This window comes from Limnobacter thiooxidans (genome assembly GCF_036323495.1).
In the GTDB taxonomy this organism is placed as follows: domain Bacteria; phylum Pseudomonadota; class Gammaproteobacteria; order Burkholderiales; family Burkholderiaceae_B; genus Limnobacter; species Limnobacter thiooxidans.
This window is the reverse complement of sequence record NZ_AP028947.1, coordinates 3403496-3420499: the sequence shown is the minus strand read 5'-3', so window position 1 is coordinate 3420499 and position 17004 is coordinate 3403496. Positions and strand designations below refer to the sequence as shown.

The 17004-nt window shown below is 53.5% G+C and carries 16 protein-coding genes; 8 read left to right on the top strand and 8 right to left on the bottom strand.

The window, feature by feature from the left end; all coding sequences use genetic code 11:
- Positions 1–8: 8 nt before the first annotated feature.
- Positions 9–305: an HU family DNA-binding protein gene (locus RGQ30_RS15610; RefSeq protein WP_130557342.1), complete on the bottom strand. Its 297-nt coding sequence runs from the start codon at positions 303–305 to the stop codon at positions 9–11.
- Between RGQ30_RS15610 and RGQ30_RS15605 the strand changes: the two genes are divergently transcribed.
- Both RGQ30_RS15605 and RGQ30_RS15600 read left to right on the top strand, forming a co-directional pair.
- Complete coding sequence (locus RGQ30_RS15605; RefSeq protein ID WP_130557343.1) at positions 304–582, top strand: hypothetical protein; 279 nt, start codon at positions 304–306, stop codon at positions 580–582. The genes RGQ30_RS15610 and RGQ30_RS15605 overlap by 2 nt on opposite strands.
- Before the next feature lie 30 nt (positions 583–612).
- Positions 613–927, top strand: a complete 315-nt coding sequence (locus RGQ30_RS15600) for a hypothetical protein (RefSeq protein ID WP_130557344.1) — start codon at positions 613–615, stop codon at positions 925–927.
- Here RGQ30_RS15600 and RGQ30_RS15595 read toward each other — a convergent pair.
- Both RGQ30_RS15595 and RGQ30_RS15590 read right to left on the bottom strand, forming a co-directional pair.
- Positions 902–1606 (bottom strand): SOS response-associated peptidase, encoded by a 705-nt coding sequence (locus RGQ30_RS15595; RefSeq protein ID WP_130557345.1) that lies wholly within the window; start codon positions 1604–1606, stop codon positions 902–904. The two genes, RGQ30_RS15600 and RGQ30_RS15595, sit on opposite strands and share 26 nt — an antisense overlap.
- A 34-nt stretch (positions 1607–1640) precedes the next feature.
- Complete coding sequence (locus RGQ30_RS15590) at positions 1641–2213, bottom strand: hypothetical protein (RefSeq protein ID WP_338284564.1); 573 nt, start codon at positions 2211–2213, stop codon at positions 1641–1643.
- A gap of 168 nt (positions 2214–2381) precedes the next feature.
- Here RGQ30_RS15590 and RGQ30_RS15585 point away from each other — a divergent pair, with 168 nt between their 5' ends.
- Complete coding sequence (locus RGQ30_RS15585; protein WP_130557347.1) at positions 2382–3968, top strand: aldehyde dehydrogenase family protein; 1587 nt, start codon at positions 2382–2384, stop codon at positions 3966–3968.
- A 21-nt stretch (positions 3969–3989) separates the two neighbouring features.
- Here RGQ30_RS15585 and RGQ30_RS15580 read toward each other — a convergent pair whose 3' ends face one another.
- Positions 3990–4643 carry a TetR/AcrR family transcriptional regulator gene (locus RGQ30_RS15580; RefSeq protein ID WP_130557348.1) on the bottom strand — a complete coding sequence of 218 codons (654 nt, stop codon included), beginning with the start codon at positions 4641–4643 and terminating at the stop codon, positions 3990–3992.
- Positions 4644–4711: 68 nt separating this feature from the next.
- Here RGQ30_RS15580 and RGQ30_RS15575 point away from each other — a divergent pair, with 68 nt between their 5' ends.
- Positions 4712–4996 carry a hypothetical protein gene (locus tag RGQ30_RS15575; RefSeq protein ID WP_338284563.1) on the top strand — a complete coding sequence of 95 codons (285 nt, stop codon included), beginning with the start codon at positions 4712–4714 and terminating at the stop codon, positions 4994–4996.
- The gene (locus RGQ30_RS15570) at positions 4953–7310 is read left to right on the top strand and encodes a TonB-dependent receptor (protein WP_338284562.1); all 2358 of its coding nucleotides are present in this window, start codon (positions 4953–4955) and stop codon (positions 7308–7310) included. Before RGQ30_RS15575 ends, RGQ30_RS15570 begins: the two co-directional genes overlap by 44 nt.
- On the opposite strand, the gene RGQ30_RS15565 is transcribed toward RGQ30_RS15570, so the two are convergent.
- Positions 7282–8190: a bile acid:sodium symporter family protein gene (locus RGQ30_RS15565; RefSeq protein ID WP_338284561.1), complete on the bottom strand. Its 909-nt coding sequence runs from the start codon at positions 8188–8190 to the stop codon at positions 7282–7284. The two genes, RGQ30_RS15570 and RGQ30_RS15565, sit on opposite strands and share 29 nt — an antisense overlap.
- A 108-nt stretch (positions 8191–8298) precedes the next feature.
- Between RGQ30_RS15565 and RGQ30_RS15560 the strand changes: the two genes are divergently transcribed.
- Positions 8299–9123 carry a 3',5'-cyclic-nucleotide phosphodiesterase gene (locus RGQ30_RS15560; protein ID WP_130557351.1) on the top strand — a complete coding sequence of 275 codons (825 nt, stop codon included), beginning with the start codon at positions 8299–8301 and terminating at the stop codon, positions 9121–9123.
- Between the two features lie 24 nt (positions 9124–9147).
- Here RGQ30_RS15560 and RGQ30_RS15555 read toward each other — a convergent pair whose 3' ends face one another.
- Positions 9148–13044, bottom strand: a complete 3897-nt coding sequence (locus RGQ30_RS15555; RefSeq protein WP_130557352.1) for an AAA family ATPase — start codon at positions 13042–13044, stop codon at positions 9148–9150.
- Between the two features lie 509 nt (positions 13045–13553).
- Between RGQ30_RS15555 and RGQ30_RS15550 the strand changes: the two genes are divergently transcribed.
- Positions 13554–14099 (top strand): lipocalin family protein, encoded by a 546-nt coding sequence (locus RGQ30_RS15550; protein ID WP_130557353.1) that lies wholly within the window; start codon positions 13554–13556, stop codon positions 14097–14099.
- Between the two features lie 3 nt (positions 14100–14102).
- Complete coding sequence (locus RGQ30_RS15545; protein ID WP_130557354.1) at positions 14103–14324, top strand: TIGR02450 family Trp-rich protein; 222 nt, start codon at positions 14103–14105, stop codon at positions 14322–14324.
- 21 nt (positions 14325–14345) lie between these two features.
- Here RGQ30_RS15545 and RGQ30_RS15540 read toward each other — a convergent pair whose 3' ends face one another.
- Entirely contained in the window at positions 14346–15092 is a 747-nt protein-coding gene (locus RGQ30_RS15540) for an FkbM family methyltransferase (RefSeq protein ID WP_130557355.1), read from the bottom strand.
- Positions 15089–17002 (bottom strand): tetratricopeptide repeat protein, encoded by a 1914-nt coding sequence (locus RGQ30_RS15535; RefSeq protein ID WP_130557356.1) that lies wholly within the window; start codon positions 17000–17002, stop codon positions 15089–15091. Before RGQ30_RS15535 ends, RGQ30_RS15540 begins: the two co-directional genes overlap by 4 nt.
- Positions 17003–17004 lie beyond the last annotated feature (2 nt).

The window sequence follows — 17004 nt, the reverse complement described above, 5'->3', positions numbered from 1 at the left end:
TTGGGTAATTACTTCTTTTTCTTGGCTTTCTTGGCGTTTACTGCGTCTTTCAATGCCTTGCCTGGTGTGAACTTGGCTGTACGTGCAGCAGCAATGCTGATTTCTTCACCAGTGCGTGGATTGCGACCAGTGCGTGCAGCGCGCTCACCGGAGCTGAAAGAACCAAAACCAACCAAAACAACGGAATCACCATCAACGATGGCTTTTGTCACTGTTTCAGTGAAGGCATCTACCAACTTGCCAGCAACGGCTTTGGATACATCGGCTTTTGCGGCTAGCGCGTCAATCAATTCAGACTTATTCATGGATTTCCCTTCTTTTTGTTTTAACACGATCAAAACAACAATTAACGGCTTACGTTACCACTACAAAGCCGCCTGTGCACAAGGTTCTGACAATTTTTTGAGCTGTTTTAGGCGCCTTGGCGACAAATTTCGCATTCTGATCGAAAAATTACCCCTTAAAGCCTGTGATTGGCCGGAGAAGGGCTGTGGGACACACGCAACTGTAACCTGTGGTGGCGATGTGCGTTATTTCAGCGAGAGTCGTTTTTTAATGGCCGTGTTCATGGGGAAACTGTGACACAGGCGCTGGAGTACAAGGGAATTTCTTTTGATCAAAGCAAGCTTTTGGGTGGTGTGGTTGGTGCTGATGGTTCTTCACGCGGCGGTGGCGGTGGTTCCGTTCTATGCGCACGAGTCGATGTGGACAGCCTTGCTGGCGTATTACTCGTATTTTGGCTTGGCCGTGCAGTTGTATGGCTGGGGTTTGCCAGCCATTGGCGAGTTTCGCGAGGGCATGCTGATTGCGCCTGTTACACCACTGGGCCAGTGCCTGATTGTCCTGTTCTGGATGCTGACCCACGCCATGTTGGCCGCACTGTTTAGTTGCAGCAGGTTTGTCAGACGTCGTCTGCAACTGGCTTGATCAACTCACCACTGTCTAGCCTGTTTTTACCCACCCCGCTGACCTGAAAACCCACGGGGTAAAACTTCACCTCGCTGCTGCTCACGATGTAATTTCGCAGCGCTGACACATCCTGGTTCTTTGGGTTCAGCCAGTCTGCCCAGTCTGTTCTCGGGATCATCACGGGCATGCGGTCGTGCACCGGTTGCAAGGCATCGCACGGACTTGTGGTGATGATGGCCGTACTCATGAGCAATTCGCCGGTGCCCGGGTCAACCCAGTGGTCGCACAGGCCCGCCATGGCAAAGTAGGGCGCTTGGTCAGGGTGGATGTAAAAGGGTTGCTTTCGGGCTTTGCTGCCTGGCGGTGGTGTTTGCCATTCGTAGTAGCCACTGGCGGGGATCAGGCAGCGGAATTTTTTGAAGCCGGTTCGGAATGAGGGCTTCTCGTGCACGGTTTCTCCGCGTGCATTGTTCAGCTTCGCGCTGGCTGTTTTGTCGATGGCCCAGTGGGGTACCAGGCCCCACACGTGGTTGAGAATGACCCGCTCGCCTTCGCGGTTGACTCGAACCACGGGCACGTGGCGCGTGGGGGCAATGTTGTAGCTGTTTGCAAAGGCAGATTCATCTTCGGTGTAGCGTGCGTCAAAATATTCAGTCAGCCGGCCAACCGGGCCTTCAAGAACATATCTGCCGCACATCCAAATCCCCGATATTGAATCACGCCCCTTTTTATCAGTTGCCGTAGGTTTTTACTACGTTTTTCATATATTGGTCGACATTGCTTTCAAAGATCTTGCGGGTGACTGAACCTGCGCCCATGGTGTAAACAGCGGGCACCTGGATTTTGTTCAGGCTGCCCTTCATGGTCAGGCTCATCTGTATGTCACCGTTGCTGCCGGGCGAATAAACGACTTTGCCGGTGAGGTCGGCGTTGCCTGTGCCGGGGATGTTGGTCCATGTGGACACGAGGGTATTGTCTTGTGTGTCGTGTCGATACGCTGCCGTGTATTCCGCCACGTGGGTCACACCTAGCTTGCCCATGGGCTTCATGCGGTAAAACCAGGTGTCTGGCTGGCCATGCGGTTTGAGCTGTTCAACGTTGGGCATCAGCTTGAGCAGCGGCTCTTTGGCCAGGAAGTCGGCTTTCAGCTTGTTGAAGTCGCCTTTGAATGTGACCGTTTTCTGAATGTCGATCGGGGCTTGTACTTCAGCCGCCCAAGCGGTTTGATGGGCAAAGGTGAACAGCAGGACGGTAAGAACCAAAGCCTGGATTGAACGGGACTGTGAACTGTTTTTGATCATCATGGCACTCCCTTTTTTACATGTGATGTCATGTGTCGTCACTTTATATGTGATGACAGTCGTAGTCAAAATAATTTCTAGAGTTTCCTTCCTATGTAATGTTTTGACGACAAGCGTCTTCATACGTAAATTGGCGCATGTTTACAAGTGATTACAAACAGGGACAAGCACATGAATCTGTCAGACACGCGCGCCATGGCGCAGGCCGTTGGTATCAACCCCGCCACAGGTGATGTATTGGGCGAATGCCCGCACACGCCGGCGCAGGCCATTCCGGAAATTTTCAAAAAGGCCCGTGAGGCGCAAGCCGTTTGGGCCCGGAAGTCGTTCAAGCAGCGTGCGAAACACTTGCGCTTGATGCGCGAGTACATCATCGAGAATGCTGACGACCTGGCCAAGACTGTGGCCACCAGCAACGGAAAAACCTGGTTTGATGCCATGGCGACCGAAGTGCTGCCCTGTACGCTGGCCTGCAACTGGTATGGCAAGAATGCCGCCCGCGTGCTTAAAAGCGAGAAGCGTGAAATGTCCAGCATCCTCTGGATTGGCAAGCGTTCCGAAGTGGTTCACGAGCCACTGGGTGTGGTGGGTATCATCAGCCCCTGGAATTACCCGCTGTCCATTCCTTTTGGTGAAATTGTGATGGGCCTGATGGCCGGCAACGCCATTGTGCTGAAAGTGGCTGCCGTGACCCCGATGGTGGGCGTGGCCATTGAACGAATCGTGGAAGCTGGGAAATTGCCCGAGGGCCTGTTTCACCATGTTGTGGGCGCAGGCGCCGAGGAGTCTTCCGCCTTTTTTGAAAACGGTGTGGACAAGCTGTTTTTCACGGGTTCGGTGCCTGCGGGCAAAGACCTGATGGCGCAAGCCGCCAAAACCCTCACCCCTTTGTCACTGGAATTGGGTGGCAAAGACCCGATGATCGTGCTGGAAGACGCTGACCTTGAACGCGCAGCCAATGGTGCGGCGTGGGCGGGTTATCAAAACTCGGGCCAATCGTGCGGTGGTGTTGAGCGCATTTACGTGCATGAATCGGTCTATGACCAGTTTGTAGATCTGTTGGCAGCCCGCACACGTTCATTGCGCCAGGGTGTTCCCAACGCAGAATGCACGGTGGACGTGGGTGCCATGACAACCGCCAAGCAACGCCGCGTGGTGGAAAAGCAGGTGGACGAGGCGGTAGCCCAAGGTGCAAGAGTTGTGGCCCAGGCTCAACTGGCAGACAACCTGCAGGGCGAGTTTTACCCAGCCACCGTGATGACGCACGTGCACCACGACATGGTCTTGATGCGCGAAGAAACATTTGGCCCGGTGTTGCCCGTGATGCCGTTCAAAACCGAGGAAGAGGCAGTGCGCCTGGCTAACGATTGCACCATGGCCCTGAGCGCGTCGATCTGGAGCCGTAACACAAACCGCGCCAAGGCGTTGGCCAGCAAGGTGCGCGGCGGTGTGGTGGCCATCAACGACCACTTGTACACCCACGGTATGTCGGATTTGCCTTGGGGCGGCCCTGGCGAGTCGGGTATTGGCCGTACCCATGGCCCGGAAGGTCTGAAGGAAATGACCAAGCCCAAGGCGATCAACTGGGATTACCTGCGCGCGAGAAACAACCTGTGGTGGTACCCACAAGACCGCGAAGCCTACCTGGTGATCAAGCACGCTTTGCGACTGGGTTCACCACGCAATGTGTTTGAGTTCCTGTGGGCCAGCCTGAAGGTGATGCCGACCATGATCAAGCGGATGTATTTCCAGAAATAAAGCGGCTGACTGAAAAACGGCCTATTGAAGGTTCAGGCGCAAGCCAAGGCCTTCCAGTATCATAAGGTTCGCTTCCACCAGGTCTTCGACCGGGGTTGCGAACCCGGACACAATCCAGGCCATGGTCGATTGGTTGATGGCACCCACCATGCCGGTGGTCAGAAGTTGTTCCTGGGTGGCGGACAAGGCCAGTTTGGGATAAAGCCCCTTGATCATCATCAGCAGCAATTGGCCAAATTCACTGACCGTGTCCAGGTAAAGCTTGTTGACGCGGTCGCTCACACCCAGCACTTCAAACCACACGGTTTTGGCCACCACCGGGTCGCGTGCACCTTCAAAAAAAGCGTGCAGGGCGGGGCGGGCCAGTTCAGCGATGGGGGTGCCGGGTTCCATGTTGCGGATCTGGCCGAACACAGCCGCAATCAGGCGCTGGATTTCCCTTTCATACACAGCCACCAGCACTTCCTCGACCGAGGCAAATGATTCGTAAAAATAACGGTCGGTCAGCTTGGCTTGGCGGCACAGGCCGCGTACCGAGGTGCTCTTGAAGCCCACGGTGCCGAACAGCAAGAGGCCTGCATCGAGGAATTGCTCGCGGCGCCGCTGCACGCGGTTTTCAGTGCTTTCGCCGCCGTAAAGCCTGCTACCTGTATCGGATTTGGAAAGATTTTTCATGAGTCTAATTTGACTACATTAATAGTCAGATGTAAAGACAATGGAAATTTTCAAATTCTGCGCTCGGCATGACGATGAAGAACGTTCATGCAAAAATGACCAAGTCAAGCACAGGTTTACGCCTGTCAGCCGATCAGGTAGATTACGGGCTAAACCAAGCCCCAAGCATGAGCTTGATGTGGGGTCTACAAACAAATTTGCCCGGTCAAGATGCGCACATCTCCCTCTGTCACGCCGTCAGTGTCCACCCCATTGTGGCGGCCAAGGGCATGGCAGTGCCACAGCTTGGCCTTGACGCTGTGGGCAACGTTGCCACTCTTTTGGCCTGCGATGGGGCTGGCCCAGTCCAGTAATCTCCAAGAGGTAGAAGTTCGCAGTAATTCCGACGACGAGGTCTCCGTATTTCCCGCCAGCAGTTCAAAGGCTGTCGTTACAGGGCAAGCTCTGAAGGAATCCAACACTCAAACACTTGCGGATGCCAGTATTCGCCTGCCCGGATTTTATGGCTTTGGCAGTACACCACGGCTGACCGGTTTCACCATTCGGGGTTTGGGTAACAACCAGTTCAACGACGGGCTGGACAGCAGCGTGGGTTTGTACGTGGACGGTGTCTACCTTGCCCGCCAGTCTTACGGTGCATTCGGCTTGTTTGACATTGAAGACATCACGGTACTACGTGGCCCGCAAGGTGCTGCCTACGGATTGGGTAGCACAGCGGGTGAGGTGCATTTGCGCACGCGCGCGCCCTCGCACACACCCGAAACGGCAATTTCTCTTGGGCTTGGCAATTACGGTTACCAGCAGGCCCAAGGTTCTGTAAACGGGTCCTTGATTCCAGGCGAGCTGGCTGGGCGCTTGAGTGTTTATAGCCAGCAACGTGATGGCCTGTTGTTCAACCAGTTCAATGGCGAGTATTTGAACAATCAGGACCGTGTGGGTGTTCGGGGACAGTTGCTGTGGACTCCACGAGACGATTTGATCGTTCGCTTGACCGGCGAATATGGTTTGATCGACCAGCGTTGTTGCAGCATCGGTTTGCTGGCACCGGTCAGCCCTTCGATTCAGGCCTCGGACGAGTACATGGGTTACAACCGTCCGGGCACCAACCCATCGGACCGGGTGGTTGACAACAACGTGGAGCCCCAGAACAAGCTGACGCGTGAGGCCGCTTCGGTGGTTGTGGAATGGGGGCCGGTTGGGCGACACCGTTTTGTCAGCATCACTGGGGTCAACCAGATTGCTTACAACCCGTCGATCAATGACGACGGAACGTCGATGCGGCTGCTGGTGGGCAGCAATACATCCAGGTCGCAGCAACTGACACAGGAATTGCGCTGGCATTCCCGTTTCAAGCGCCTGGATACCACGTTGGGTCTGTTTTACATGCGCCAGAACCTGAGCGGCGAGGAGCTGGGCATTCTGGGTGACGAAATTGCCTTGTGGGCCTTGGGTGGTTTGTTGCGCCAGAATGTGCCCACACTGAATCGGGACAATAGCGGTTTTCTGATCAATGCGGTGTTGCCGCCGCAGGCGCTCAATGGGTTGCGATTGAGCACGCCCTACAGCCAGGTGTCCGATACGTTTTCAACCTTCGCATCGGCCGATTTGCACACGGGGCCGAACACCACGGTGACCACCGGTATTCGATACACCGGCAGCCGTCGTGATGGGCAGGTCAGCCGCAGCCGTTCCGGGGGCAATCTGGATTCAAGCCCGTTGTCCCTGACCAACAACCTGGCCGTTTTGAGTGGCCTTCTGGGGCCGCAGGTCAATGCGATTACCTACGATGGCCTCATCGATTCGCTGGTGGGTGAATCATTCGACCGGCAGGACAGCCGCAAGGACAGCGGAGTCAGTGGACAATTGGCGCTTCAGCACAAGTTGAGCAAAACCTTGTCGGGCTACGCCAGCTTGTCGAGAGGATACAAAAGTGGCGGCTTGAACCTGGCTGGTTTGAGCGACCAGGTGCGTGCACAATTTGATCCTGAAATTGCAACTGGAATTGAGTTGGGTTTGCGCAAGTTGCCACGTCCCAATGCCCTGGGTGCCAGCCTGGCCCTGTATGAAACACGGGTGAAGAATTTTCAGGCCTTGACCTATGCGCCAAGCGATGGGCTGGTATCCAGCCCTCGGCAAAACAATGTGCTGAACATTCCCACGGTACGATTGCAGGGCATGGAGATAGACCTGACTTACCCGATTAATCGAACCTTGGTGGTGGATTTCGGTTTGGCCTACAACCGTGCAATCAGTACGAGTTTTTCAAATGCGCCCAACGAAGACACAAACCGCAACGACAAAAACCTGAGCGGTAAGCAGTTGTACAACGCCCCACGCTGGAGCGGTTTTGCAGCGCTTGAAAAGCGTTTCCCCATGCCCGGCAGTCTGGAGGCTTATGTTGGGGTTGAACACGCTTTCCGGACAGAAACCTTTGGCGCGGTGGACCAAAGCCGGAATAGTTTTATTGATTCATACCAGTTGACCAACCTTCGCCTTGGCTTGCGCAATACCCGTTTGGGCTGGAATGTGCAGGGCTGGGTTAAAAACCTGTTTGATGAAGACTACCTGGCGGCGGTGGCCCCACTTTACAGCTTGGGCGAATACGGTGGATTTGCCGGTGACCCCCTGACCTATGGCGTTAGCCTGGATTTGGTACTGGGTCGCTAACCCGCTTCCAGTAAAGCGCAATGGCTGTACAGGCCAGAATTTGCCAGCCCCCCCAGAATGCAATGGCCGCCATGGCGGTGCTTTGCGTCGGCATGAAGGTCAAAACCAGGACAACACCCAAAGGCGCATTTTGTATACCTGCTTCAATGGCAATGGTTCGCTTGTCGGCCGTTGGCAGCTTGAATGCGGAAGCGAACAGGTACGCGCTGCCCAGCACCAAGACTTGCAGGCCCGCGACCTCGCCCGCGTAATTCACAATGATCGTCATGTCCAGGTGCACATTGTCCTTGAGAACCAGCACCACCAGCACAGCGATTGAGGTGAGTGCAAAACGAGAAATATAGGGGGAGACCCGTTTGTAAAATCTCGGAAATTGATTGCCTGACCAATAACCCAGCGCCAGCGGAATCAACAGGGTCACGACAATGGCTGCACCCAGTTGAACAGGATCAATGTGTATGTTGTTCACGATGCCATTGAGGCCAGGATGCAATGAAGAGTACATCGCAAAATTCAGCGGAGTTACCACTGGCGCCAATAAAAAACCAACGGCCGTCAGTGAGATGGAAAGGGGTACATTGCCTTTTGCGATGAAGCTGAACACATTGGACAGGTTGCCGCCAGGTACGCAGCTGACCATGATGAGTGCCAGCACCAAGCCGGGGTGCATGGGTATGCAGACACTGAAAACAAAAGCAATAAAAGGCAACAGAGCAAATTGTGCAAGCAGCCCCACGGCCATTGGCTTTTTATTCTGTAGTACCAAACTGAAATCGGCTCGTCGAAGATTGAGTGATACCGCAAACATGTTCATTGCGATGATCAGGTTCGCCAGCACTAGGGTGCTGGTGTTGACGTTGAATTGGATGTCGTTGGGCATTGTTGCAAATTCATGGAAATTTGTTGTTGCAAGTGTGACGAAATTCATAGGAATAGTCTGCAATTCGTTTTATCGTGTGAATACATCGCTCCACTTCAATTGCTTTAAATGATCTTTTCTACCGTTGAACAGCCAGACATCGTAACCCTCAAAGGGGTTTTGCCGGCAAGCCTGGAAGTGTTTGGCTGCAGCGGCAGTGTGGGCGACCCTGGCAATGGCACATCGTGCTTTTTGTTGAATCAGGATGTGTTGATTGATGCGGGTAGTGGAGTGATGGCCATGAACACGGCCCAAATGTCCAAAATCAACCACGTGCTGTTGACCCACACTCACTTGGACCATGTGTCCGGTTTGCCTTTTCTGGTAGAAAGCCGCCAGCATTCACAGGCCAGCCCCTTGTATGTGTATGCCCAACAAAAAACGATTGATGTGTTGCGCCAGCATGTATTCAACGACCTGATTTGGCCTGATTTCACAGCCATTCCCAGTACTGAAAGTCCTGCATTGAAATTTGTGACCATTCAACCCCATGTTGAGTTGATGTTGGGCGGAGCAATACTGATTCCATTCGCAGTGAATCATTCTGTGCCCACTCTTGGCTTTGTGATCAAGTCATCCTCAGGTGTCTTGGCCATCAGTTCAGACACTTACCTGACCGACGAACTAAGCCAGGTCTTGAATTCAATGGTTCAAGTGGACCACCTGATTATCGAATCTTCTTTTTCAAACAAAGACAAGAAGCTTTCTGAGTTGACGCTGCACCTTTGCCCGTCTTTGTTGGCCACCCAGTTGAACAAGCTCGACACGTGTCGCAATGTCTGGGTTTCTTATTTGAAGGAATGGGACCGTATCCAAACCGAGCGTGAAATCGAAGACTTGGAATTCAATTTCCCGTTGAAGTTGTTGCGTCAAGGGCAAACCATTCGCTTTTGAGACCCAAAACCTTCCGTGACAGGGTCAGTCGTTCAATAGGGTCAGCAGGCGTTTGGCCATTCGCTGCTCTATCACTTGGCCACTCGAAGCGGCCAAATGACTGGCTTTGGTCAGGTTGCGCTTTGCGCAAAGAGTGCACTTGCTTTTCCTCATCAGCACTCGGGTTTTCAATATCAGGTAAACCGGCGTTGAAATCTGGAACCTGCGCTGCGCATTGTCCAGTTTTTTCAGCGTGTACTTGACAGCGACTTCCTCTTCGGAACTCAAAGGGGGACCGTGTTGTTCAGCTTCCAGCAACACTTCAAGTGGTAGTGAAATGCAGGTGTTGAGGTAGGCCTTTTCTTCAGCATCAACGCGAAGTTCCTTGCACATTGTCAGGGCCAGTCGTCGGGCAGCAGACCAGTCTTGCTCGCGATACAGCAACATCAGCTTGCAGCGGTTCACGGACATCATGGAGACCGGGTTGAAATTGAGCTCTGCTGCGGTTTTTTCCAGAAAACTCAGGGCATCGCGTGCCTCGGGAAACCGACCCAACATGGCCAGTGCGTAAATGCGCTGATTCAACAGCCCATATTGATGAAAGATGCTGAAGTAATTCGAGGCATATTTTTTGGCCAGTTCTTCATAGGTTATGTAGGTGCGCAGTACCTCTTCAAACCGACCTTGGGCATTCTGTATCGTGATGAAGGTGGAAAAGGCCAAAAGCTCGGTCTGGAACTCATGGCTTGAGCGCGCTGCTTCGACAGACTTTGTGGACAATTGCATGGCCAGCTCGAACTGTCCGGATGAATAAGCCATGTAACCCAGCCGGTGGTTGATGTGTGCTGCGGCCCTAAGCTTTTCTTTCTCGTTGGTGATGTCTTTCAACGACAGGTGCGTTTGCTGAATGAAGTAGCTCGTCCACCGCGGTTTACCGTAGATTTGCGCCACGATCGCACAGCCTGCGTAGGCTTTGGCCAGGTCACCTGTGTTGGCAGTGTAATGGTTCAGAATCTCGACTGCGCGGATCAGGTACAGGTAACCCAATTCGCCCCCGCCCGTGTAAAACTCCAGTTCAGACAGGCAGGTGTAGATGCGCAGCGCCAGAAGACTTTCCGCTGTGGATGGACTTTTGCGCTTGCTCAGCCAAGAGGGTGCAAGACCCTGAATATAAAAACGCCCAAGGTGAATCTTGATTTGCAGTGCAGACACTTTCGCGGGCATGGGCTTGTAATGCCCGGTGGGTGACAGGGCTTTTTGATACTCGCTGCGCGCGTCGTACAACTGCCCTTGCGCAAAATACACCTGTGCCTTTTTTTCAAGCCAGTGTGCCAGCTCAAGATTGGAGGTACCTGGCAGCAAACCGGATTCATGCCATTCAATGAGCTTGTTCAAGCGTTGCAGTGCATCGTCCAGCGCACCCACTTCGAATGCATAATCGGCCGCACGTTGGGATAGTGGAAAAGCTTTTTCAAGCTGGCCTGCCCAATCGTATTGGGCAGCCAGGCGCACGGTCAGGCGGTTTCGGACCCCTTCTTCAGCCTCCCCCATTTGACCTTCAAGCCAAGAGGCAAATTTTTGGTGGAGCTTTCGGCGTTCTTCAAACGGAATGCGATCGTACACGCACTGTTCAATGACCTGGTGTTCAAACCGGAACTGGGGTTGCCCCAAAACAGACATGGATGGCCGGATCAGCTTGCGCTCTTCCAAAACTTGCAGTGCCTGTCCCAGTTCCAAGGTATCTGGATAGGAAAAGGCGTCTTGAAGTTCTTGTGCCGTGAATGCCGCTTTGAAGATCGAGCAGTGGGCCAACACTTGGCGGTGCTGAGTTGCTAGCTGATCGGTCCTGGCTTGAAGGGCGTGTTCAAGGTTGACGGGAATGGCTGAAAATTGTTCGAGTCGACGAAAGTCAATTTCAAGCCGGGCATTACTGAACCTGCGAACGATGCTCTCCTGCAAAAGCCGTTGAATCAGGGCGCTGAGCAGCAGCAGGTTGCCTTCAGACAGCCGGTGCAGTGCTTCCACCAAGGGGCTGGGTACGGTACTTACCTCGAACCATTTCGCGAGAAATGTTTCGGTTTCCCCGGCTTGAAATTTCATCAGGGGAAGCGGGTGGCGTGCTGTTTCAAGCTGCTTCAGGCGCGCCAGAATGTCAGTGGTTTTGCTGTCGTCCGCTGAGGTGCGGATGGTGTAAATGTTCTGACAGGTTTTTCGGTTCAGCAATTCCTCCAATAGCAGTTGAACGGAGGCACTGTCATACCATTGAAGGTCTTCGATCACAAAAACCAGTTTGAAGTCTTTGGTAGCCTGTTCAAGCACAGTTGAAAAAATATGGGCAATCGCCCGAGTTCTGACGTCGGGCCTGGCCTGTTGAGCAAGCTCTGACAGCGTCAATTTCAATGGGGTGATCAAGCCGATCAACCCCAGCCACTCCAATTGTGCAGGCTCCGCTTGAAAGGTGTCCAGCAGCCAGGATTCAGGAGTGCTGGCCTTGTAGAGCCTTGACAGCTCGACAATCAAGGGAAAGGCAATCGCATAGGGCAACAGCCTGGAATAAGGGTTGGCTCGCAGCTCGATCGTGGTCAGCCCTTGCTGTGCCAGTGTGGCTTGAACGTGGCGCACAAAGGTGCTTTTGCCGACGCCGGCTTCACCGGTAATTTCAATACAACACGATACCCTTGCTGCGCGTGCATGGGTCAGCAGGCCGAGCGCCTGTTCCAGTTCCTGGCTGCGCCCGTGCAGTGCGTTGGTTTGAAGCTCTCTGTGGTGATTGGCTTCGTAGGGTTTTGGAATGCGAAACAATCGGACTGGGTCGGCTTCGCCTTTAATGGGCATTTCGGCCAGTTCGATCAGGGGCAATGCGTCATTGAGTTGCTGGCGGGCTTGTTCAGTAAGGTAGATGTGACCCGGTTCTGATTTTTCCAGAATGCGTGCGGCCAGGTTGACTTCACCGCCGTGGGCATTAAAAAGTTTCAGGTTTTTTCCACCGTATCGCCCCTGCCACGCATGGCCATATCCAATAACCGCGCGGGTGCTGACGCTTTGAACTTGAGTGGCCAGTTGCACGGCAAGTTCAACGTCGTTGATCTCGCTTTTCAAATGCCCCACTGCAAGTTGTACCCGAAGACCTTTGAGGGTTTGACAGGCACCGATCAAGGTAGCGTTGTACTGACCACCCAAGGCCTTCAGTTGGGTGAAACACGTATCCAGCCAATCAGGCTGCATTTCTTCGGGTGTTGTGGCGTAAAACTCAATGTACAGGATCGTCAGCAGTTTGATTTCGTTGAGTTCAGGTGTAGCTGGGACCTCAGGAAGATCGGTTTGCGCAAGGGCCTCTTGCTGATTGGCTAATTGTGGCAATACCTGGTAAAACCCGTTGCCCAACTGGCGAGTGCCGGGCAAATCGCCAAGCTGTTGCATGATTTCGAATGTGGCTGCGTCGCACACAATGTCGTGTGGCCCTGCCAGTTGCAGTGCCCGCAGTGCTTGCTCAACACCTTGGCCATTGGCAATCGACAGGGGAAAGTCGTCGAACTGCGCTGGCTGGTAAGTCGCAATTGGACCCCAGGCGATGCCGCTTTTGACTTGCGTGAATTGCCTGGCCAGTTGCCCGGCCTGGATTAGACCGCAGGCCTGGCGGATTTCCTGTGCACACTGTAAAACGCTTTTTGCGGCAAGCCTCGGGAAATACGCGATCACGGCATCGCCAATAAACTGAATGGTTTGACCCTGGTGTTGTTCAATACGGTTCAGAATTCTGTCGAAAATCCGGTCAAGCCACAGGCGTGTCTTTTCGGCGCCAATCTTGGGGCCAAAGAAAAGGCGGTGCGTACTCGCAATTTTGACAAATTCGCTGACATCGCAAATTAGAATAAAGCCATTGTTTTGTAGGTCTTTTTTCTCTTCCAGAGCAGATTTTGGTTTGGCAGACTCGCAGTTCATGATGGTTAAGTTTTTTGGTGGCGCTGCTCAAGTTAATGTCTGATGTGAAACCAGATTTGATCACTACGTGTAATGTACGTTAGATTCGCCTGCACGGCATCTGTGTAAGTTAGCGGACCGGCCTTTTCCGGTGGGGCCACTTGGCCGATCGATGGCTTGAACACATTCAGCAAACTTCAAAGACCTTGATGATCGCGCAGTAAGGGGAATACAACATGTTGTATCAGCCAAGGTGTACCGTGCTGGCTTTGAGGTGTGGTTGTGAGCGAATTCATAACGCGACACGCCATGTCTGTGATCTCTAATCTGCATACCGACCCTTTGTTGCCCTTCATTTCAACTTCTTCGGGGGTTGTGCGTTATTCTCCAATGCGCGATCAACACGCACAATGTACCCATGAATTGATCATTTCATGACATTGAGAGAAATAGAGCTGTATACGGCCTTAAGCCGAAGTGCCTTTCAGCTTTCTCAAAATGACCTGTATTGACACTCAAAAAGGTTAACCATGAAAAACTTTGCCCTTGCCCTTTTGTTCTGCGCCGCAGTATTCCCGGCTTTTGCTGACAAGCCCACCATGCCACTGCAACCCATCGCATCGCTGGATGTGCCACGTTACATGGGCACCTGGTATGAAATCGCCAAGTACCCCAACCGATTTCAGAAGCAGTGCGTGCGCAACACCAGTGCCCAGTACAGCCTGCAGCAGGACGGCTCGGTCACGGTATTGAACCGTTGCCAACTGGCCAATGGAACGATGGACGAAGCACTGGGTGAGGCCCGCCAAATTGATGGCGCCAAATCGCCGAAATTGGAAGTGCGTTTTGCACCCGAATGGTTGTCTTGGTTGCCTTGGGTGTGGGGCGATTACTGGGTGATAGATCTGGACCCTGACTACCAGTTGGTGGCAGTCAGCGAGCCCAGCCGGGAATACCTGTGGGTGTTGTCGCGCACGCCGCAAGTGGACAAGGTTCGTTACACTGCTTTGCTTGAACGGTTGAGCAAGCAGGGTTTCGATTTGCAGAAACTTGAATTGTCACCTCAGGGCCAATGAACCATGCGTCGTTTGAATCCAAAAAAACTGGTGCTCAGCAAATGGACCGCAGTCAAACCCGTGAACAGGGAATTGCATTTTCTGGTGCGGGCGGTGGTGCCGCCGGAAAGTCCGGAATTGCCTTCAGAGCAGTTCGAACTGGAAGCGGTTCATTCAGGCCGCGTGCAAATCATTCACTGGCGCGATTTGCAGGATGAAGGGCAGTGGCTGCAAGGTTGGAAATAAGCAGGTGAAGTGAAAAGCGGCTTACTTCTGCGCCAGCACATTGCAGAACCGCCGCCCCGTGGTGTCCTTCCTGAATTCTTCTTCCATCTCTTCAATGGGCATGTTTTTTTGCAGGTAATCGTCCACCACCGTCAGTGAGGTAAAACCCAGTGATTTCAAAAATGCAGGAAATTCTTTGGGCTCAAACCCGGCCTTGCTCATCCAGGCCGGGGCCCATTCAATAATCATGTTCAGGCGTTCGGCTTTCGAAATGCTTTGTCGAGCGCCTTCAAGCACGGCCATTTCATCACCCTGTACATCACACTTGATGAATTGAACGGTGTCGTTGCCCGACCCGCGTGCCGCCAGCAAATTGTCGATGGTGTCCATGGCCACTGATATTTTTCGGGCTGGCTTCAGGAACGGACTTTGCGACACGCCCGAATTCACAAAGTCTTCAGTCAGGAAAAACGCCGTGGTGCCCTTTTCTTTACCCACCGCTGCGTGAATCACTTCCGCATGCGCACAGGCTTGCAGGTTCTTTCTCAACTGGGGCAGCACTTCGGGCGATGCTTCCACTGCAATCACCTGGCCGGTAGGCCCCACCTTGTGCGCAGCCAGCAGGGCGAAATAACCGAAGTTGGCACCGATGTCGAGAAAAGTGTCCCCCACCTTCAAGTGCTTGCAGACCACCTTCGTGCTCAAGGGCTCGAACTGCGTGTAAATTTTGGACAGTGATTCTGGAATCTCAAAATAAAGATCGTCCACGATGTGAGATTTGATCATCATGCCTGCCACCGTCCTGCTCCTTCAAAAACCAGGCCACGCGGCCCTGCGACTTCATCTCTGTGCTTGCAGGCCCAATTCAGGGCTGCGCACATTTCAACTGAAAATTCATTGTCCAGCACCGTGTGTTCCTGCATGAAATTTTTGGATTGCACCATGCCCCGCAATTCTTCCAGCAAGCCAGGTTCGTTGAGGTAGCGCACCACGCCTTGCACATAGTTCTCGACCGAATCCGCCACACAATAGTCGGCCAGTCCCAGTGAATCCAGGATGTCGAAGTCGGTCCGCGAATGGGGCTCCGTGCCGATCAGGCTGATGACAGGCAGCCCCAGCACCATGCAGTCGATGGTGGAGGTGGCGTTGCCAAAAGGAAAGGGGCTCAAGGCCAGGTGGTTCTGGTTCAGCAAGTTCAGATAGGCCTCATAACCAGTGCGGCGTGCCACCAGGGCGGTGGGGAAATGGCTACGCAAGCGTTGCTCTGTGGATAGGTGCCCCACACCATACTCGTTCGGGAAAAACATGAAGCGCACTGGCTTGCTGGCCAGTCGCTCAATTTCCTTCAGCGCAGCAACAAAGTTCAGGTTGATCTTCATGGCATTGCAAGGCACTGCAATTTGCACGGTTGAATCGTTCAACACGGCAGGCGGTGGCAGCTTCAAGTCTTTGTGCGCCTGGGCCACATTGCTCACGCGGCTGTTCAGCAGCAGTGTGTTTTCAGATACCACACCTGCACCGCCATACACATTGGGGGTGGCAAACACCACATCCATTTCCGTGCTGTGGCTGGTGGCGGGGTGCCCAAAGCTCATGGCCTGCAAGGGGGCCCAACGCAGGTTGGCCAGCGATATACTCCAGGCCCGCATACCCACGCTCATGAACCATGCAATGTCGGGCGTGCACTGGTTCAATACCGGTTGCAGGTTCATTTCCTCTTCCGGTACTTCAATGAATTCATCGAACAGGCTGATGGACTGTTCGTCCACATCGGCTTTCAGGCCCACCATCACCAGGTAATAGTCGCGCTGCAACTGCTTGATCATGGGCGCGTACCAGCGGTACATGGCGTGCACTGATTTGAATGTTTCAGCAATCACCGCCATCACCGGTTTGTTGTCTGTGTTGCCCACGTGTTTCACGCTGCCCAATGGCTTGGGCTGAATGCCCCGGGCTTTGTGCACGCGTTTGAACCAGTTGTTCAGGTGCTTTTTGATGTCGTGCTTGCGCGGGCTGGTGCTGTAACTGCACAGCATCCAGATGTTGGAAATCAGTGCGCGGTACTGGTCCAGCGGGCGCAAGGCGTCATACGGGTTGTACTCTTCCAGCAAAAAGGTTCGCCCTGCATCACCCGTTACGGTCAAGGGCAAGCGGTCCAGCAACAGGCCAATTGCCAGCAGTGCCGATGTTTCCGAATGTTCTAGCGTCAACTCCACCAAATCAGCTGGCTCCAGGTCGCCCACACCCCCCAGCATCACGGCCCGCACCATGGCCGGGTTCTCGGTCAGGTGTCGGGTTTTCTTCTCACGGGCTTTTTGAAGCAACAGTTTCAAGACCGCACGGTTGCCACCATAACCCGACACTTCCAGCACATGGCTCATGAAACGTTTTTGCTTGGTCAACACCAGCACGCTGTTCAGGCTCAAGTTGTGTTTCAGATCGGTCAGTACATTCACGTAGAGTGCGGCAAAACGCGTACACAACTCGACAGTGCCTTGCAGGTTCAATTGCATCAGGCTGGCGTAGGGTTTGTTCTGGCATTCGTTGACCAGTATTGCAAGCTGGTTGACTGTTTTGTCAAGGTCTTGCCGTTGCAACAACACTCCGCTTTCAATCGCTTGAAGCTTGGTGTCGATTTCATCGAACACCAGTTGCAGTTGTTCTTCCAGGCTTGGCGTGCTTTTGCTTGGTGCCGTCATGT